Annotated in this window: 14 protein-coding genes; 8 read left to right on the top strand and 6 right to left on the bottom strand. The window is 46.7% G+C overall.

Features of this window, described 5'->3' with window-relative positions; all coding sequences use genetic code 11:
* The first annotated feature begins 102 nt into the window (after positions 1-102).
* A complete protein-coding gene (locus ACO0KW_RS10895) occupies positions 103-789 on the top strand; it encodes a glutathione S-transferase family protein (protein ID WP_423053100.1) in 687 nt (228 codons plus the stop codon).
* 121 nt (positions 790-910) lie between these two features.
* Here ACO0KW_RS10895 and ACO0KW_RS10890 read toward each other — a convergent pair whose 3' ends face one another.
* The 3 genes from ACO0KW_RS10890 to ACO0KW_RS10880 form a co-directional block, all read right to left on the bottom strand.
* Positions 911-1,165 (bottom strand): DUF1161 domain-containing protein, encoded by a 255-nt coding sequence (locus ACO0KW_RS10890; RefSeq protein ID WP_423053099.1) that lies wholly within the window; start codon positions 1,163-1,165, stop codon positions 911-913.
* Between the two features lie 165 nt (positions 1,166-1,330).
* Positions 1,331-3,742: a TonB-dependent receptor gene (locus ACO0KW_RS10885; protein ID WP_423053098.1), complete on the bottom strand. Its 2,412-nt coding sequence runs from the start codon at positions 3,740-3,742 to the stop codon at positions 1,331-1,333.
* 79 nt (positions 3,743-3,821) lie between these two features.
* Positions 3,822-4,721 (bottom strand): substrate-binding periplasmic protein, encoded by a 900-nt coding sequence (locus ACO0KW_RS10880; RefSeq protein ID WP_423053097.1) that lies wholly within the window; start codon positions 4,719-4,721, stop codon positions 3,822-3,824.
* A 452-nt stretch (positions 4,722-5,173) separates the two neighbouring features.
* Between ACO0KW_RS10880 and ACO0KW_RS10875 the strand changes: the two genes are divergently transcribed.
* Together ACO0KW_RS10875 and ACO0KW_RS10870 are read left to right on the top strand one after the other, a co-directional pair.
* A complete protein-coding gene (locus ACO0KW_RS10875) occupies positions 5,174-7,324 on the top strand; it encodes a S46 family peptidase (protein ID WP_423053096.1) in 2,151 nt (716 codons plus the stop codon).
* A 171-nt stretch (positions 7,325-7,495) separates the two neighbouring features.
* On the top strand, positions 7,496-8,146 hold the full coding sequence (locus tag ACO0KW_RS10870; RefSeq protein WP_423053095.1) for an esterase/lipase family protein: 651 nt from the start codon (positions 7,496-7,498) through the stop codon (positions 8,144-8,146).
* 16 nt (positions 8,147-8,162) lie between these two features.
* On the opposite strand, the gene nhaR is transcribed toward ACO0KW_RS10870, so the two are convergent.
* Positions 8,163-9,122 (bottom strand): transcriptional activator NhaR, encoded by a 960-nt coding sequence (nhaR, locus tag ACO0KW_RS10865; RefSeq protein ID WP_423053094.1) that lies wholly within the window; start codon positions 9,120-9,122, stop codon positions 8,163-8,165.
* A gap of 151 nt (positions 9,123-9,273) precedes the next feature.
* Between nhaR and ACO0KW_RS10860 the strand changes: the two genes are divergently transcribed.
* The 4 genes from ACO0KW_RS10860 to ACO0KW_RS10845 all read left to right on the top strand — a co-directional run bounded on the left by ACO0KW_RS10860 (position 9,274) and on the right by ACO0KW_RS10845 (position 15,455).
* Positions 9,274-9,951 carry a Bax inhibitor-1/YccA family protein gene (locus ACO0KW_RS10860; protein ID WP_423053093.1) on the top strand — a complete coding sequence of 226 codons (678 nt, stop codon included), beginning with the start codon at positions 9,274-9,276 and terminating at the stop codon, positions 9,949-9,951.
* A gap of 66 nt (positions 9,952-10,017) precedes the next feature.
* Positions 10,018-10,974 carry a TerC family protein gene (locus ACO0KW_RS10855; RefSeq protein ID WP_423053092.1) on the top strand — a complete coding sequence of 319 codons (957 nt, stop codon included), beginning with the start codon at positions 10,018-10,020 and terminating at the stop codon, positions 10,972-10,974.
* A 433-nt stretch (positions 10,975-11,407) separates the two neighbouring features.
* Positions 11,408-15,157: a methionine synthase gene (gene metH / locus ACO0KW_RS10850; protein ID WP_423053091.1), complete on the top strand. Its 3,750-nt coding sequence runs from the start codon at positions 11,408-11,410 to the stop codon at positions 15,155-15,157.
* A 22-nt stretch (positions 15,158-15,179) separates the two neighbouring features.
* Complete coding sequence (locus tag ACO0KW_RS10845) at positions 15,180-15,455, top strand: hypothetical protein (RefSeq protein WP_423053090.1); 276 nt, start codon at positions 15,180-15,182, stop codon at positions 15,453-15,455.
* An 877-nt stretch (positions 15,456-16,332) separates the two neighbouring features.
* On the opposite strand, the gene ACO0KW_RS10840 is transcribed toward ACO0KW_RS10845, so the two are convergent.
* Together ACO0KW_RS10840 and ACO0KW_RS10835 are read right to left on the bottom strand one after the other, a co-directional pair.
* Positions 16,333-16,614, bottom strand: a complete 282-nt coding sequence (locus tag ACO0KW_RS10840; RefSeq protein ID WP_423053089.1) for a hypothetical protein — start codon at positions 16,612-16,614, stop codon at positions 16,333-16,335.
* Between the two features lie 192 nt (positions 16,615-16,806).
* On the bottom strand, positions 16,807-17,340 hold the full coding sequence (locus tag ACO0KW_RS10835; RefSeq protein ID WP_423053088.1) for a GNAT family N-acetyltransferase: 534 nt from the start codon (positions 17,338-17,340) through the stop codon (positions 16,807-16,809).
* Positions 17,341-17,648: 308 nt separating this feature from the next.
* On the opposite strand from ACO0KW_RS10835, the gene ACO0KW_RS10830 reads away from it, so the two are divergent.
* Positions 17,649-18,836 carry an efflux RND transporter periplasmic adaptor subunit gene (locus ACO0KW_RS10830; protein WP_423053087.1) on the top strand — a complete coding sequence of 396 codons (1,188 nt, stop codon included), beginning with the start codon at positions 17,649-17,651 and terminating at the stop codon, positions 18,834-18,836.
* Position 18,837: the final 1 nt, after the last annotated feature.

The raw sequence follows: 18,837 nt of genomic DNA, 5'->3' as shown, positions 1-18,837 counted from the left end.
CAGTCATAATAGAGGACGGCTTTTCTCTACTAATCTTTTCTTTTGGGTTCTATTTCGGTTTTTTTCCGATTTCTCCGGTTATTCTTCATTAAGGGCGTTTGTATGTACACACTTTATATCGCTAACAAAGTCTATTCTTCCTGGTCGTTACGTCCGTGGATCATGATGCGCGAGATGGAATTGCTATTTGAAGAAAAGTTAGTGATCTTTGGCTCGGGCAGCAACTGGGAAAATTTCCGAAAGTTTTCTCCAGTGGGCAAAGTGCCGTGCCTGCATGACGGAGAATCTATCGTCTGGGATTCTTTAGCCATCATAGAATATTTGGCTGATCGTCATATTGGCGTGTGGCCACAAGATCCGAAGGCAAAAATCTGGGCGCGCTGTGCCGCTGCAGAAATGCATTCTGGTTTTAATCAGCTCCGCAGTACCTGCACGATGCATGTAGGCTTACGCATACGATTGAAAGAAATTACCGCAGAGCTGCAAGCCGAACTTGATCGTCTGAACGAGCTCTGGTGTGAAGGTTTGAATCGTTTCGGTGGCCCATTTTTGGCGGGTGAAAAATTCACCGCAGTGGATGCTTTCTATGCGCCAGTGATTTTCCGGATTCAGACCTATGGTTTGAAGATGAATGAGCAGGCTAGTGGCTATGTCAAACGTATGCTGGCGTTGCCGAGTATGCAGCAATGGCAGACTGAGGCTTTACGTGAAAAATGGCGCGAACCCGGGCATGAAAAAACTGCGTTAGCGGTCGGTGAAGTGTTAGAAGATAAACGCATGCAACCTTAAACATTGCAAATATTTGGCTGAAATCTCATAGAGATAATAAAAGGGTGTTCCGTCGCAAGGCGGAACACCCTTTTTCTTGAGGTTGAGTGTTAACAGTAAATAATTCCACGAACTGCAATACTCAAGAAGCTTTATCCGGTTTCGGATTCGCTGTTGATTTTTCATGAATAATTTTCATGGTTCCTTTTTCGCAGGTGCCTAGTACCCGACCCGCGAGTTTGGTGTCTTTACTCACCACGGTCATGGCATAGTTTTTGACACCTTTACCACTGACTTTTTTTTCTATTTTGGCCTTCAAATCCTCGCAAGACAAGACGCCAGCGGAAGCAGAAAAGGCTATTAACATCAGACTGCTTGCTAAGATATATTTTTTCATTCGGCACACTCCTGTTGTCAATACATTGGGTTCTTATAGGCTGATAGGGAGCCCGACCCATAAAACCTTATCACTAGGCAACAATTCCGAGAAGAAATATCCAAACATTCGCCGCTTTATTGAGATCGTTCTGTTGTAAATCGGTTTAAGCAATGTTGACGCGACCTAGAAACCGCTGGTCACGCCTAAAAATAGCTGACGAGGCGCTATCGGAAAGCTGTTATAAGTTCCATTCGCTGCACCTACGACCAGTGTTGAGACGCCGCTTCTTTGCGTGAGATTCAGAATTTGGAAATTCAGGCGGTTTTGCCCCTTATTCCAAGCCCAGGGCAAGCGATATTGCAGAGAAAAATTGATTAAAAAATGAGCCGGAATCGCTAAGTCATTTGTATAGGTCGCATAACGTCTGCCAACATAATCGGCCATTAATTGCCATTCCAGCGCGTTCCAATTGGCTTTGAGCATGGTTTTGTTTAACCAGTTCGGACTGGCGGGAACTTGTTTTCCGTTAGTATTGACTCGATTACTTCCACTCAAATAATCGTCTTGATAGGTAGAGTGGTTATACGATAAACCATTAAATAATGAATAATGCGTACCCCACAACAAGCTCAGGGCAAGATCAATCCCCTGTGTTTTTACACTACCGACGTTCGCTAGTATGGGATTGCCATTCACGATAGATGATATTACTGGTGTCGGGCTGATTTGTAGCAGGCGATCACGGAAATTCACGTTATACACACTGAACTGAGCTTCAACCCCCGTTAGTCCTGTGTTTCGCGTTAGTTCATTGGAAAATTGGCGACGACCACGTACGCCGCCTTCAACACTAATCGCTGTTTCAGGTTCGGCAGTGCGTTTAAACAGATCGAAGGCGGTTTGGTTACTTAAGCTCCACGGCGATGCACCGACCGCTCCATAGGTAATGAACTGGCGCAAATTCTTTTGTAGATTTACATAGAATTGGTCCTGCTCTGCAGTACGCCACAACAGGCTAAACTGCGGTAGCATCCATTTTTTTGTAATGATCTTTCCCTCTGGGAGCGCACCGGATCCGCCACCAATTGCACCGAGTTTAGGCTGCACCGGAAAGCGACCGTCGGCAAATTGCAAGCTAGACTTGAAGCCTCCTTGCAGGCTGAGATTCGGATAAATTTGCCATTCATCTTGCCAATGCAATTGGATAATATGATTCTCTATTTCGCTGCCATATTGCGTGATCAAAGGATACGCTGGACGTTGATATGGACTCAGTGGCTGAGTGGCATCGAGGGCGTACCAGCGTCGGTAGGCACTGGAGTGATTGCGTTCCAGCCAGAGCCCAGTTTGCCAATGATGGGCGCCGATACTCGCCTGCCATTGAGAAATGAAACCGCTACGATGAATCTGATATTCGGTCGTTCGGACTGCATAACCGGAGCCACCAAAAGTTTGTTTTAAATCCTGTTCGGGAAAATAAACCTTGAATAAATTGGGTAAACCTGCGACGCCAATTGGTCCGGCCACTGCACCTAATCCATCATCATAATGGACATAAATTTGGTTATTCCATGCTTTATTTGAATCAATCTGGTTTTCTAATTTTAGATAGGCTAAATGATCGCGTCGTTGTGCCACGCCAAAATAGTTACGATAGTTGGGGCCATCCTGACGCGGCGGTTCGCCATTCGCCGTGAGGTAGCGTTTGGCGTAGTCAAAGTCTGGGTAAGTCGTCGGTCTGGTATTCGGCGCAAAAGTGATAGCGGCACTATGAACGACACTGTCTTCATTGGGTTCCGCCTTATCTGAAAAATTGTAATAAGCGCTTAGTTTGGTATTGGCGAAATGCTTAATCCATTTTGCATTCAATTGCTCGCCACCCTGTTCACCTTCAAAATCCCAGGCATTTGCGCGATGCCGGACGAATGACAGGTAATAGGATTGCGTATCTGCTGGTGCTGCAGAATCAGTATATTCCGGCACAGAGTCTCCGCTATCGTAACGTATGAAACTACGGCTAGTCGCATTGCTACCGATAGTCTGGGCAAAAGATAGTCCGGATTGCGGGCGCGGGTCGGTAGAAAAACTTTCTATCGTGCCACCGAGATTGCTAGTTGATGCCGTCGCCAGATCACCTGCGCCAGAATTCAAAACGAGATTGCGCACATTTTCACTAATGATGGCGCGTTGGGGAGACAATCCGTTGTAGTTGCCATATTGCTGATCACCGAGCGGCACGCCGTCTAAGGTATACCCTAATTGTTGGGCGCTGAAACCATGGATAGTTAAGGAAAAATTTTGTTCATTATTACCCCAAGGATCGGCAGATTGAAAATTCACCCCACTTAACTGATGTAAGCCTTTGAGTGGATTCATGCCCGGCAATAATGTCTGCAAGCTGGTGCCTCGGACGGCAAGTACTGAGCGGCTTTTTTGCCCTTGTATGACGACCGCTGGTGAATTGTCTGGCGTTGTCGTTACTGTTGTCGGTGAAGTGGCGTTGTCGGGTTCCTGTAGAACCTTCACGGCGGCATTATTCTCGATGCCATTCTTCGTATCACTACTTTGTGCGAAGCCGTGGTTAGCATAGATCAATAGCAAACTCCCTGCAAAACATAGTGCAATTGGGATTTTTCGAAGTTTGGGTACTGACACAACATACTTCATGGTGAGTTCAATTCATTTTGGGTTTAAACCATAGACTCTCATCTTGCAGCGGGGTTTCTTTCGGTAGCAGGTGATTCTGTATTTGTATTAATCGACGTTTCTTAAAGTTGACTGACTCGATCGCTTTGCCATTATATTTCCAAAAAATCGCATCGAAAGAGCCATCTTTGATCATTTTTCGTAACCCAGTTTCGATTCTTTTTTGCAACTGAGGATCATTTTTCGATACGAAAAAGTAGTAAGGCCATGGATAGTAGATCAGCAGTTTTTCCTCGATCGCCAGGTCAGGATTAGTGGCATGATTTTTCTCAAATTCAGTGAATATTTCTCCTATCCCGCGCGGAAATAAATCGAATCGGTGATAGCTGAGCATGCGAAACAAACTACTATATTTTGCTTCTACAACCTCAATCCCGTTCGTTGAATATAGTTTAGAGTCATCCCAACCGACACCCTGACCAACCGTAAATTTTTTCAAATCTTCTAGGGTCTTCACATTATTTAAGGAGGCCTGCATCTCTTTGCGTATCAAAACAATCCTGTAGCCCAAAATTCCTTTGCGAAGAGGGATGCGAATGGGTAAATAATTGCGCTCTTTTTCTATCGTAGTCGAACTCCAGACCACATTCAAATCGCCGCCATTTGCCAGATTATTCAGATAACGTAAGCCGTTTGTGTGTTGCGTTGATGGGCGCATAGTAAATTGTCCAAATTCGGACACTGTTTTTTCCAGCGCCATTCTTAGGATTTCTTTAACATCATTGAAGCGCGTATCACCATTATCTTCGTCGGCAGGGTGTACTACTAGTGTCACACTTTTCGCCATGGCGTTGGACGACGCGACATACGCCAGTGAACACAGCAGCAAGAAAACGGTCGACAACAATCGGTATCGGATTAAGCGCATGTGAATGTGTATGTGAAAACCTGTGATAAAAATTCTTGATACTTTGGGCGCACCGACTTTTGGCGAGAGAACTGAACAGGATCAGAAATAGTTCTGAATAAGACCAATTCCTCAGAGGCAAAACTTAATGTAGCACATTCAGCCCAAAATCATAAAGATCAGCATTGATGTCCCGAGAGTATTTAACAATTTGACACAGATAATTTCAGGTAAAAAGTAGTTATTTTGAATAGCTTATTATTTTATATCTGAATTTCGCATATCAGTACTTTGCAGTGACCGCACAATTTTGGGCGACCTGCGAATTTGTATTTGATTGCTATCATTAAGTATCATAAATCAGTTGGGTGCTGATAGTCTGTGCTATATCAAGCCAAGGTTTGGCTTGCACGATTGAACAACGCTATACTTTCGTTTTTATGCTCAAAGTATGTCCAAAAAAGGAGACCAAATTGTTCAAAAGACTAGTCTTACCAGCTGCCATACTCGGACTCAGCACCGCGATCAGCACACAGGTGCAAGCTGACGAAGGTCAGTGGCAGCCATACCAGTTGCCACAACTGAAAGCCGAACTCAAAAAAGTCGGCATTACAATTCCCGCTGAAAAATTAGCTGATTTGTCTAAGCATCCTATGAGTGCAATCGTCTCAACGGGTGGCTGTTCGGCTTCTTTTGTGTCGCCAGAAGGCTTGATCGTTACCAATCATCATTGTGCCTACGATGCTATACAACGTAATTCCAGCGCTCAGAAAAATTATATTAACGATGGTTTCTTGGCTAAGACTCGTGCCGAAGAGTTGGCTGCTGGTGCAAGTGTGCGCGTGTATATCACCGACAAAGTTGAGAATGTTACCGCTGACGTAACGATGGGTTTGACCGAGAAAATGTCCGGTCGCGAACGTCGTGAATTGATACAAAGCCGGATCAAAAAAATCATCGCCGATTGCGAGCAAGACAAAGCATATCGTTGCTCAGTGCCTAGCTTTCATCGTGGCCTAGAATACTATCGCATTCGTCAAATGATGATACGCGATGTGCGCTTGGTGTATGCACCAGCCGATATGATCGGTAACTATGGTGGTGACATTGATAATTTCGAATGGCCACGTCACACCGGTGATTTTTCGTTCTTGCGCGCTTATGTGGGGAAAGATGGTCGCCCAGCCGATCCATCGCCAGACAATGTGCCCTACAAATCGAAAGACTTTTTGGTGGTTTCGGCGGAAGGTTTGAAAAACGGTGATCCGATTTTATTGGCTGGTTATCCAGGGCGTACCAGCCGCTACAAATTGCCATCCGAAATCCGCTTTGCACGCGATACCGATTATCCTTTGCGTGCCGCTGAAATGTTGGCTGACATCGCGACCATAGAAGCCGCGACCAAAGGCAATGCCGATAATGAAGTACGTTATGCAAGCGTCGTCAAAGGTATCAATAATCGTTTAAAGAAAACCCAAGGACTGATCGATGGCTTTGCGCGTAAAGACATCGCTGCGATTAAAGATGCGCAAGATGCGGAGTTTAGAAATTGGTTGATTAGCTCGACTAAAAATCCCGCTGAAGCGAAATCTTTATTGGCAAAACTGGATGCGGTCATTGCCGAAGATATGGCTTTATCACAAGACGAACTCGCCTATGCTGTTGCAACGAATAGCGATTTGTTCTCCAGCGCACGTAGCTTGTATCGTCTTGCCTTAGAAAAAGAGAAGCCAAATGCGCAGCGTGAAGTCGGTTATCAAGAGCGTGATTTAGCCTTCATCAAAGGTCGACTCACGCGTCTGGAGCAATCGTTTGTGACTAAGGTCGATCGTGCTCGTTTGACTGCAGGTTTGGCACGCTATGCCAAATTGGCCGTACACCCCATTGGTTTGGATGCCTTGTTACCATCAACCGAAGCTGCTGCTGCCCTGTACGACAAAACCCAATTAACCGATACTGCAAAACGTTTGGCTTGGTTGGATAAGGATAAGACGGTGTTTACGCAATCTGACGATGCCTTTATCCAGCTAGCGGTGAAATTGCATGATGTCGGCATGTCCTTAGAAAACCGTCGCAAAGAAGTCGACGGTAATCTTGACTTCATCATTCCGCAATACATGCAAGCGGTGATCAATTGGAAAAAGTCACAAGGTAAGCCAGTTTACCCTGATGCGAATTCAACTTTACGGGTCACCTTTGGTAGTGTCGGTGCCTATTCACCACGTGACGGTGTGACCAAAGGACCATTCACCACCGTCGAAGGTATCGTCGAGAAACATACAGGCAAAGATCCATTTATCGCGCCGGCAGCATTGCTACAAGCAATCAAAGAAAAACGCTACGGTGTTTTCAAAGATAAAGTCTTGGGCACGGTACCTGTCGATTTCTTATCTAGTGCGGACACCACAGGCGGCAATTCCGGCTCAGCAGTAATGAATAAGCGGGGTGAATTGGTCGGCTTGAATTTTGATTCGACGTATGAGTCGATCACCAAAGACTGGTATTTCGATACTGCGATTACTAAGGCAATTCACGTCGATATTCGTTACATGCTGTGGATCATGCAAGAAGTCGATCATGCGGAGAATGTGTTGAAAGAAATGACGATTAAGTATCCGAAGTAATCTACGTTAAAACCGTGTATTGCCCCAAAAAAGCATACACGGTTTTTTTTCGGACTATGTTTTAGTAAGTCAAAATTCAGATAGGTCCTAAGTCCGGTTGACTCAGAGGCGAGATTGCGATGGATCCATCCCTGAGTGCATTACCATGTGGAAAGTGGAATCGAGAAAAACATGCAAATAGTTTTTATTGACGGGGTGGGCGGTAAAACTTACATGCGAGGCGGCCTGGTTCGTTTTTTTACAAAATTGGGGTATGCCGTTGCGTGTTTTGATTACTCAGCATCGACGCAATCCTTGGCTGAAATAAAAGATCGCTTGCGACGATTCTTAGACGAAATAGCAGCACGTGGCGACTATCTGGCAATTGGCTATTCGTTTGGTGGTGTCTTGATACGGCAGATTTTGCAAGAATCAGACGAAGATTTTCGACAACCTGCACGACTTGTTTTACTCGCCTCACCAGTACGTGCAGTGCGCCTATCGCTACGTATGAGTTCATGGCAAATTTTCAAACGGCTCGCTGGGGAATGCGGTCAAGTAACCGCAGATCCACTGATGATGGATCGGATACCTATGCCGGCGATACCAACCGCTTGTATCTACGGGGTATGGCCATGGTTGGGACCACTAGGATTTTTTGCGGGATTTAAATTTTCGCATGATGGGATGTTAGCGGTTGAAGAAGTCTTAGCCCCGAGTGCTGAAATAAGCATTCCGATTCAAGCCAGTCATGCTTTGATTCCGGGCAATCTGGCAGCCTTGAAGGCAATGCAATCGTGGTTTAATTCACCCGCTATCACAAAAGCCACTTTGGCAAGATAGACGAGCGTAATCGCCTTCACTGACCTTCGTGTTTTGTCCGCTTACTATTGCGTACTTGTGGCCGATTACCTTGCATCGTCTTAATACTGCTGAGAGGCCTTGCTTGACTAATTGCTAACACTGCAGGATGCGTGATTTTGCGTTGCACTGAAATTGCATAGAACTGCTCTGTGATTGCATCGGTGGCGCCGACCAGCTCCAAATCGTATTGGCGCATCACCATATCAGTAATCGCACTCGGCATCGCAAAGAAACCAACACCCGCCTCACCAAACGCGCTCATCAGGGCGCTGTCATCAAACTCACCAGCGGTTCTGGGGCGTATGCTTAGCGTGTCAAACCAATGTGTTAAGCGAGAACGTAGCGCTGAATCTTCCCCTGGCAGCAATACGGGAGCGCCATGCAGACAAGTGGGAAATGGCTGAGGATATTGCGCACGCAAGGTTTTCGTTGCAAAAAAACTTAAGCCACATTCGCCTAAAACATGGCTAAAGCCACGTACTTTCATGGTTGGTGGCATTGGTGTATCGGTGATCACAATATCGAGTTTATGGCGCGCCAGTTCACTCAACAAGTCATCGAGTTTACCCTCGCGACAATTGATTTTGAGTGTTTGCGGTAAGCTAAGTGCGGGTTCTAATAATTTGTAGGCCACTGCTTTCGCCACCGCGTCGGAGACACCCACTCTGAGTTGCACCGTCCGTTCGGTAGGATGATGTTGCAAGACCTGTTCTAGTTCCTGCCCCAATAGAAAAATTTCTTCAGCATAGCCGAGAACCAAGCGCCCAGCTTCCGTCAGTTCAAGATTCCTTCCAGATTTCTTGAATAGGGCTTCTCCCTGTAATTCTTCAAACAAACTCAGTTGTCCGCTAATGGTTTGTGGTGTGACGTGTAATTGTTCGCTGGCACGGGCGATGCTGCCCGTTTTGGCAACCACCCAAAAATAATGCAAATGCTTGTAATTAATACTCGCCACGAATTTCTCCAATCTGCTTCAATCTAGCCATTCATCGGTTTTATCGATGAGTATGTCAATTATATTCGACTTTTCTTTATAACTTGCCCCGCCTACACTTGTCGTACCCACATTGGGAATCGTTTTACATCCGAATTTTCAGGAGAGCGCCATGAGCATCTTAGACCGTAGCACAGCACAGACCGTGGATTATGTCGACCATAGTGCCATCAGCGGACATAAAGTATTGCGCAACACCTATATGTTGTTGTCCATGACCTTATTATTTTCCGCGTTGACCGCGGGCGTCAGCGTTGCCTACTCTTTGCCGAGTATGGGCTTGCTGGTCACCTTGATCGGTTATTTTGGCTTGTTATTTTTGACGACTAAATTGCGCAATAGTGCTTGGGGTATCGCTTCCGTTTTTGCCTTAACTGGTTTCATGGGTTTGACCTTGGGTCCGATTATCAGTCGTTATCTGGGCATGCCAGGAGGCAGTAGCATCGTCATGAATGCGATGGGTTTGACCGCTGTGATCTTTATGGGTTTGTCCGCTTATGTCTTAGTAAGCAAGCGCGATTTTAGCTTTATGGGCGGCTTCTTGGCGATTGGTGTGCTGGTGGCTTTTGTCGCTGGCTTAGGTGCAATTTTCTTTGAAATTCCGGCCTTGTCGTTAGCGGTTTCAGCCGCTTTCGTATTGCTGATGTCTGGCATGATTTTGTTTGAAACAAGCAATATCTTGCGCGGCGGTGAAACGAATTACATCATGGCGACGGTCACTTTGTACGTCACGATTTTTAATTTATTTACGAGCTTATTGCAAATCCTTGGCTTTATCGAAAAAGAATAAAGCAGAGATTTTGGTGAGACGCTCCGGCGTCTCACTTTCTTAGACAGAATACACAGAAAGAAAGTCATGTTAGAAACAGTCGCACAACCTTGGATGTGGGCCGCGTTTATCGCCTTCGTCCTGAGCATGCTGGCGCTCGATATTTTTGCGCTAGGTGGTTCGAAGTCGCATAAAGTGGGCGTCAAAGAAGCTGCGATCTGGTCGCTGGTCTGGGTCTCGCTGGCCTTGCTGTTTAACTACGGCATGTATGTGTATCTTAAAGACATCATCGGCGAAGCTGCTGCGATGACTAAATCCATGGAGTTTCTCACAGGCTATGTGATAGAAAAATCGCTGTCTGTGGATAACGTTTTTGTGTTTCTTCTGATTTTTGGTCACTTTGCCGTACCAGAGCAATACCAACGCAAAGTCTTGCTCTACGGTGTGCTGGGTGCGATTGTGATGCGCATTATTATGATTCTGGCCGGTAGTTGGGTCGTGTCGCAGTTTGCCTGGGTTTTATATTTGTTCGGCATTTTCTTGGTGATTACTGGATTGCGTATGTTGGTCGCTGCAGAGAAAGAGCCTGATTTAGAAGCTAATCCGGTTTTGAAATTCGCAAAAAAATTACTACCGTTTACTAAGGATTTCCACGCTGAAAATTTTAGTATCGTGAAAAACGGCAAACGCGTTTTTACCCCATTGTTGTTAGTCCTGATCTTGATTGAAATTTCCGACGTGGTATTTGCGGTCGACTCTATTCCTGCGATTTTTGCGGTGACGACGGACCCTTTCATTGTTTTCACCTCGAATATTTTTGCGATCATGGGTTTGCGAGCGCTGTATTTCTTGCTGGCTGATATGGCAAATCGTTTCCATTTATTGAAATTTGGTCTGGCTTTTGTATTGATGTTTGTTGGTATCAAGATGTTGATTGTGAAGTGGGTGCATGTACCGACCAATATTTCTCTGATGGTGATCGGAACCATTTTGGTCAGTTCAGTTGCCGCTAGCTTGATCGCAACGCGGAAAAAAGAAGCTTAAAAAGCAATATTAAAAATTTAAGATTGCCGTTCTAAGTAACGGTTTATCTATCCAGTTCCCTCCTTCGGGCGCATTGCTGTTATGGCATGCGCCTTTTTTTTATATCTTTTTTCTATTAACAAATATGGAGCGTGTCGATTTGCTGACTCGATACAGGCCTGCAGAATCGGGTTTTCATAGTGCGATTTTAGAAGAACCGACAATTTTGCCTACGTGGAGTAAAAACTGCCCACTATTCCCGTGTTTAGGCAGTCGGACTGAAATCACGTATAATTTCAGCTTGTTTTCCTGCGCCGATTTGAGACTCAGATTGCGGGCGCGTAATAAGTGCAGCTAAAGGTAGTAATTTCTTACCAAATCGCACACTCATTACCCGATCCGCTATGTCAGCCTGATCGGGTTTTTGTTTTTAGCGATCAATAAATCCACCACTATGTCCACCGTTCTGAAATCTTCCGCCACCGAAGCGCGTTTGCGCGACTTACTCCAACAACGCATCCTGATCCTGGATGGCGCGATGGGAACGATGATACAGCGCTATAAACTGACAGAAGCAGATTATCGCGGTGAGCGTTTTAAGGATTTCACAGGTCCGGCAGGCGTGCGCGAACTCTTCGTCAAAGGTAATAACGAATTGCTGTCATTGACGCAGCCTCACGTGATTCAAGAGATTCACGAACAGTATTTAGCCGCAGGTGCGGATTTAATCGAAACCAATACTTTCGGTGCGACTACGGTAGCGCAAGATGATTATCACATGGCGCATCTGGCGTATGAGATGAACGTGGCTTCTGCCAAAATCGCCCGCGCCGCTTGCGATAAATATTCGACACCTGATAAGCCACGCTACGTGGCTGGCGCGCTTGGCCCGACACCTAAGACAGCCTCGATTTCACCGGATGTCAACGACCCCGCAGCACGTAACGTCACCTTCGATCAATTAGTCGCCGCTTATCTGGAACAAACCCGTGGCTTAGTCGAAGGCGGTGCAGATGTCTTATTAGTCGAAACCATTTTCGATACACTCAACTGCAAAGCCGCCTTGTTCGCGATTGATCAATATTTTGAAGAAACTGGCACGATTTTGCCCATCATGATTTCTGGCACCGTGACCGATGCCTCAGGTCGTATTTTGTCAGGCCAAACCGTGCCCGCGTTCTGGAATTCTGTGCGCCACGCCAAGCCCTTGACCATCGGTTTGAATTGCGCACTTGGTGCGGCTTTGATGCGTCCGTATGCTGAGGAACTGTCGAAAATCGCTGACACCTTCGTCTGCATCTACCCGAACGCCGGTTTGCCCAATCCTATGAGCGACACGGGTTTCGATGAATTGCCTGCCGATACTTCCGCACTGCTAAAAGAATTCGCCGAAGCTGGCTTTATCAACATCGCTGGCGGTTGCTGTGGCACCACGCCAGCCCACATCAAAGCAATTGCCGATATTCTCAATACCCAAGCGCCACGCGCAGTGCCAACGATAGAACCAGCGATGCGCTTGTCTGGCTTGGAGCCGTTCACCATCGATGCGCAATCGCTGTTCGTCAATGTTGGTGAGCGTACCAACGTCACCGGTTCAAAAGCGTTCGCCCGTCTGATTTTGAATGAGCAATACGACGAAGCCTTAGCCGTCGCGCGTCAGCAAGTCGAAAACGGCGCTCAAGTCATCGATATCAATATGGATGAAGCAATGCTCGATTCGCAGGCTGCGATGACGCGCTTCTTGAATCTGATCGCTTCAGAACCCGATATCGCGCGCGTGCCTATCATGATCGACTCTTCCAAATGGGAAGTGATTGAAGCGGGCTTAAAATGTGTGCAAGGCAAAGCCATCGTCAATTCAATTTCGATGAAAGAAGGCGAAGCACAATTCCTGCATCACGCCAAACTCTGTAAGCGCTACGGCGCAGCCGTCATCGTCATGGCCTTCGATGAAAAAGGTCAGGCTGATACCTACGAACGCAAAATAGAAATCTGCAAACGTGCTTATGATTTATTGATCAGCGCTTGTGATTTCGATCCTTACGATATTATTTTCGATCCGAATATTTTCGCGGTCGCAACCGGTATTGAAGAACACAATAGCTACGCGGTCGATTTCATCGAAGCGACACGTTGGATACATCAAAACCTACCAGGTGCCAAAATCAGCGGCGGTGTATCGAACGTCAGCTTTTCTTTCCGTGGCAATGACCCAGCACGCGAAGCGATCCATACCGTATTCCTGTATCACGCGATTCAGGCCGGCATGACCATGGGTATCGTCAATGCTGGTATGGTCGGCGTGTATAGCGAACTCGATGCTGAATTGCGCGAACGTGTGGAAGACGTTGTTCTCAATCGCAGAGAAGACGCGACCGAGCGCATGATCGAATTTGCAGCCACATTGAAAGCTGGTGGTAAGCGCGAAGAAGCGACGTTGGAATGGCGTAATGAGCCTGTAGAAAAACGCTTATCACACGCGATGGTGCATGGCATTACTAACTGGATCGTGGAAGACACCGAAGAAGCACGTCTGAATGTATTGAACAGCGGTGGTCGCCCTATCCACGTGATCGAAGGTCCTTTGATGGCAGGGATGAATATCGTCGGCGATTTGTTTGGACAAGGTAAAATGTTCTTACCGCAAGTCGTCAAATCGGCGCGCGTGATGAAGCAAGCGGTGGCGCATTTGGTACCTTTCATCGAGGAAGAAAAGAAACGCAGTGGCGACAATAAACCGAAAGGCAAAATCGTGATCGCTACTGTTAAAGGCGACGTTCACGATATCGGCAAAAACATCGTCACGGTCGTTTTGCAATGTAATAATTTTGAAGTCGTCAACATGGGCGTGATGGTGCCATGTTCAGAAATTTTGGCGAAAGCAAAAGCGGAAAACGCCGATATCATTGGACTCTCTGGACTGATCACACCTTCACTGGAAGAGATGGCTTACGTCGCCAAAGAAATGCAGCGTGATCCGCATTTCCGCATGATGAAGATTCCTTTGTTAATCGGTGGTGCGACCACTAGCCGTGCACATACTGCCGTCAAGATCGCGCCAAATTACGAGGGGCCAGTGGTGTATGTCGCCGATGCTTCCCGTTCCGTCTCGGTTGCGCAATCCTTATTGACGCTAGAAACACGCGACCAATACATCGCCGAACTCGGCACGGATTACGAACGCGTGCGCACCCAGCACGCCAACAAAAAAGCTTTACCAATGGTGACGTTGGCGCAAGCCCGCGCTAACAAGATGAAAGTGGATTTCACTGGCGACAAAGCACCGGTGCGTCCTAAATTCATAGGCCGTCGTGTGTTTAAAAACGTCGATTTAGCGACAATTGCGAATTACATCGATTGGGGTCCATTCTTCCAAACTTGGGATTTGGCAGGTCCATTCCCAGCGATTCTCAAAGATGAAGTCGTCGGCGAAGCCGCCAGCAAAGTCTTTGCCGAAGGCCAGGCGATGCTCAAGAAAATCATCGAAGGCCGCTGGCTCACCGCCAATGGCGTGATCTCTTTATTGCCGGCGAATACGGTGAATGATGACGACATCGAAATCTACACCGACGAATCGCGCAAAGAAGTCGCTTTCACCTACTACGGCACGCGCCAGCAAACCGAAAAAGCCATCATCGACGGCGTGCAGCGTCCTAACCAATGTTTAAGTGATTTCATCGCACCAAAAGACAGCGGCATCACCGACTACATAGGCATGTTCGCCGTCACTGCAGGCTTAGGCATAGAAAAGCACGAGAAGCGCTTCGAAGACGCGCATGATGATTACAGCAGTATTATGTTGAAATCACTCGCTGATCGTTTGGCAGAGGCGTTTGCTGAATACTTGCACGAACGTGTGCGTAAAGATTTGTGGGGTTATGCGTCTGACGAGACTTTGAGTAATGCTGATCTGATTCAAGAGAGTTATTCAGGCATACGTCCTGCACCTGGTTATCCGGCTTGCCCTGAGCATACGGTGAAAACGGCGATGTTTAAGCAAATGCAGTGTGAAGAAATTGAGATGTACATCACGGAATCATGGGCAATGATTCCTGGTGCTGCGGTGTCTGGTTTCTATTTTGCGCATCCTGAGTCTAAGTATTTTAGTGTTGGTAAGATTGCTGAGGATCAGGTTATTGATATGGCTGCTCGGCGTGGGGTTCCGAAAGAGGAAGTTGAGCGGTGGTTGGCGCCGAATTTGTGATGATTCTTAGTGAGCTTTAGAGATGAACTTTGTGATCGGTTTTTTAGTTGTATTGAGCCTGATATTGATAGGTCTCAATGCGTTCGCTATTCGATCTTTGTTTTCTAAAGACGCTTATATGAAAGAGCAAATCCCATTATTAATTGGAATAATTATTTTTGTGCCTTTTGTCGGAGCTAGTTTGGTTCTTTACTTGGCTAGGAATAAGCATGAAGGTTCCATTTCTAGGCATTCCAGTGTTGACGATGACGCTGAAAACGTGCATTTCGCCAATAACTATAATATCGATGGGGATTAAGCTCACTTAGACCGAAAGTCGTAAGTCCGTAAGTCGTAATATTTTCGTAGGGTGGGTTAGCGTTAGCGTAACCCACCGCTCACAGCATAGATCACGTATATCGCTTACTCGAGCTCTTGCGAACGAGTCGCTGAATTTTTGCTTTTGGCATTGGCTTCCACATAGACTCTACGTTCACAGGTCGGGGGTGGCCCGACAGCCAGTTACCTTTTTTGCTTCGCCAAAAAAGGTAACCCAAAAAAGGCGACCACGCTGCCACTGGCCTTCGGCTTCCCAATTGTGCAAGACAGAAAATGGGAAAGTGTCGAAACTCGCTACGCTCAGACAACGACACTTTCTTTATCCATTTTCTGTCTTACACAATTGGCAGTGTCAGAAGTGGTTTAAAGTCAAAAGCAAAAGCAAAAGCAAAAGCAAGGTCAAAGTCAAAGTCAAAGTCAAAGGCAACGACCTGCATCAGCTATTCGAGAAATGAATGGCAGTTGATATTGATTGTGTTGATGTTGCAGTTGTTTTTGACTTTGACCTACCCCCGTTTGAGACGATGTAATTTGTGCGTCACAGAAAATGGATAAGAAAGTGTTGCTGTTTGAGCCGCAGGCGAGTTTCAACACTTTCCCATTTTTTGTGACGCACAAATTATGCTGAAGCGTAGCGTAAGCACCCCGCAGGGGCGAGTCTACGTTCGCCTTTTTTGGATTACCTTTTTTGGCGAAGCAAAAAAGGTAATTGGCTGTCGGGCCACACCCGACCTGTACGCGATGAGCTTCCGTGAAAATTAATTCTGTAGCTTAAAAGTCTTGTTTAGTCGAAAAAATTTAAGCGATTTATGTGATTTGAACACTTGCTTCCGCAAACGCAAACGCAAACGCAAACCTCAAGCATACTCATCAAATTGCGTCCCCAAAATCGCACTCATCAAACCCCAACTCCGCTCCAATTCCAACTGCACCTGTCGTTGCTCTTCTGTCGTGAGCGTTGCGCCCGTTGTTGATGTAGTCGTGCCATTGTTCGCACTAGTGCCAGCATTGAGCTGTTCACGTTCGAGCAAGGCTAGTGCCTCGGATTTGTCCGGTGGCGGTTCGCCGTGTTGTTTGACTTGTTGGTAAGCCCGTAAGGCAGCAACGCTGCTCAAGGACGAAATGCTGGGAATGGACATCAATGCTCCACATAAGTTGAGCTTGATAGTCTAGGGGATGGGGCTTAGTCGGTAAGCGCAGAACAAGCGGGGAAAACACGGCAAGTTCTGGCTTTATAAATGTTATAAATGTTATAAGTGCTTGTTCGTCAGAATTCCATGATGATTAACTAGGCAAATAGTGATCATCATGCATGATTGGAATGTGTGGAATTATAGAATTTTTTCTAATTCTTCCATTTCGATATCTTTGACTAAACGGCATTCATCCGGAACTTCTGAAGGAAATGGCTTGATGCAGCCAGTGCGTTGATAGCCGCGGCGTTCGTAATAAGCGATCAATTCGTGGCGTGAGGTGATCACGGTCATCCACATTTTCTTGGCCTGCCAACGTTGTTTCACCAACTCTTCTGCGGCTAGCATAAATTGTTTGCCGATTCCGCCGCCTTGCAATTCTGGGTTGACGGCGAACATGCCTAAGTAAGCAGCATCCTCGGTTTTCAACAAATTGACAGAACCGATGATGATGCCATCGCGCTGGCATAGCAAGATGAGCGAATCTTCGGTTTCTATGAGTTCGCTCACGTCTTCAGGATTGACTCTAACGCCAGTTAGCAGATCGGCTTCAGTCGTCCAGCCAGCGCGGCTAGAGTCGCCGCGATAGGCGCTGTTGACTAAATCGGTGATGGCGGGCGCATCGTTTTTATCGGCAATGCGGAAAGTTAACTTACTGGCTGTCATAGTCATGCTATCGGGTGTGAAGGCGGTTGATTAGTAATTAAAACGTCCTCGCATCATATCAGAGGATGGCGCGACCATATCGACATCGCATCTTGGGACGAGCGTTAGTACGGACCAAGAAAAAAGTTAAAAAATAGTCAGCATCTTTTCTAAATCCCTACGATTCCGTTCATACAGCGAATTCAATTCAATCCGGCTTTTCTGCGTTTCATCCCCACTTTTTCGCAACTCACAACTTTGCACCTTGAAGCACAGAGGGTGGTCGGGAATACTCACTATCGCGAATCCTCCCATTACATTAGCAGGTACCCATTATGTTACGTAAAACTTTACTCTTTGTTGCGATCACTTCTGCCCTTGGCACAATGACAGCTTGCAATAATACGTCGCAAGACGCCAAAGCGGCCAGCGCGAGTGCCTCTGCTAGTGTAGCGAAAGCGGATGCAAAAAGCGGTCCAGAGAAATTAATCATTGCGAATGAAGATGTGTTGAATTTGCAAAGTAATGCCTTGGCTTCTGGTCCTGTGGTGACCGGCTCTATTCAGCCTGAGCGTAAAGCAGATTTGCGCGCCGAGGTATCAACCGTCGTGCTGCAAGTGCTGAAAGAAAATGGTGAAGCGGTCAAACGTGGCGACGTGATCGTACGTTTGGATGAAACCTCGATCCGTGACAATCTGAATTCAGCGAATGACGCTGCACGTAATGCTTCACTCGCCTTAGATCAAGCGGATCGTAATTTGCAGCGTTTAAAAACTTTACGTGCTTCTGGTATGACTTCAATGCAGGCTTTAGATGATGCGGAAGTGCGTCGCAATACAGCACAGAGTGAAGTTTCGGCTTCCAAAGCGCGTGCCGTTCAGGCACAACAACAATTGCAGCGCACGGTCGTACGTGCTCCCTTTGATGGTGTGGTCAGTGAACGCAAAGTGTCCGCTGGTGATACCGCTTTAGCCGGTAAAGAATTAGTGAAAGTGATCGACCCAAATAGCATGCGCTTTGTCGGTCGTGTTTCTGCTGACAAAATCGGTATGGTGAAGATTGGACAAAACGTTAGTTTCCGTATCAATGGTTACGCCAATCAAGAGTTCCGCGGCAAGGTGACGCGTCTTGATCCGGCGGCGAATGATGTAACACGTCAAGTGGAAGTGTTGGTGGCCTTTTCAGATAGCAAACAGCCACGCGTTTCTGGCCTATATGCAGAAGGAAATATCGAAGCCGAGACAGTTTCTGCATTGATGTTGCCTGAGGCAGCCATCGTCAAATCTGGAGATAAGTCTTTTGCCTGGAAAATTCAAGGCAAGAAGTTGAACAAAGTGGAATTGGCACTCGGCAGTCGTGATGTACGCACCGGCAATTATGAAGTGCGTCGTGGCGTGGTGGCGGGTGATGTGATTATGCGCAATCCTAGTTCCAGCTTTAAAGAAGGTCAGGTTGTAGAAATGGCAGCGACTGCCGCGAGCAAAACTGCACTGACTAAAACGACCTTGGCGATGGGGAACTGAT

The sequence above is a fragment of the Undibacterium sp. Ji22W genome (genome assembly GCF_049340305.1).
Lineage (GTDB): Bacteria > Pseudomonadota > Gammaproteobacteria > Burkholderiales > Burkholderiaceae_D > Undibacterium.
Note: the sequence above shows the minus strand (reverse complement) of the source record. Positions and strands in the feature narration are given on the sequence as shown.

Excerpts from the sequence above, each read along its gene's own strand:
- ACO0KW_RS10895 (WP_423053100.1), top strand. The coding sequence starts at position 103 with ATGTACACACTTTATATCGCTAACAAAGTCTATTCTTCCTGGTCGTTA.
- ACO0KW_RS10890 (WP_423053099.1), bottom strand. The coding sequence starts at position 1,165 with ATGAAAAAATATATCTTAGCAAGCAGTCTGATGTTAATAGCCTTTTCT.
- ACO0KW_RS10880 (WP_423053097.1), bottom strand. The coding sequence starts at position 4,721 with ATGCGCTTAATCCGATACCGATTGTTGTCGACCGTTTTCTTGCTGCTG.
- ACO0KW_RS10870 (WP_423053095.1), top strand. The coding sequence starts at position 7,496 with ATGCAAATAGTTTTTATTGACGGGGTGGGCGGTAAAACTTACATGCGA.
- ACO0KW_RS10860 (WP_423053093.1), top strand. The coding sequence starts at position 9,274 with ATGAGCATCTTAGACCGTAGCACAGCACAGACCGTGGATTATGTCGAC.
- ACO0KW_RS10855 (WP_423053092.1), top strand. The coding sequence starts at position 10,018 with ATGTTAGAAACAGTCGCACAACCTTGGATGTGGGCCGCGTTTATCGCC.
- metH (WP_423053091.1), top strand. The coding sequence starts at position 11,408 with ATGTCCACCGTTCTGAAATCTTCCGCCACCGAAGCGCGTTTGCGCGAC.
- ACO0KW_RS10845 (WP_423053090.1), top strand. The coding sequence starts at position 15,180 with ATGAACTTTGTGATCGGTTTTTTAGTTGTATTGAGCCTGATATTGATA.
- ACO0KW_RS10840 (WP_423053089.1), bottom strand. The coding sequence starts at position 16,614 with ATGTCCATTCCCAGCATTTCGTCCTTGAGCAGCGTTGCTGCCTTACGG.
- ACO0KW_RS10835 (WP_423053088.1), bottom strand. The coding sequence starts at position 17,340 with ATGACTATGACAGCCAGTAAGTTAACTTTCCGCATTGCCGATAAAAAC.
- ACO0KW_RS10830 (WP_423053087.1), top strand. The coding sequence starts at position 17,649 with ATGTTACGTAAAACTTTACTCTTTGTTGCGATCACTTCTGCCCTTGGC.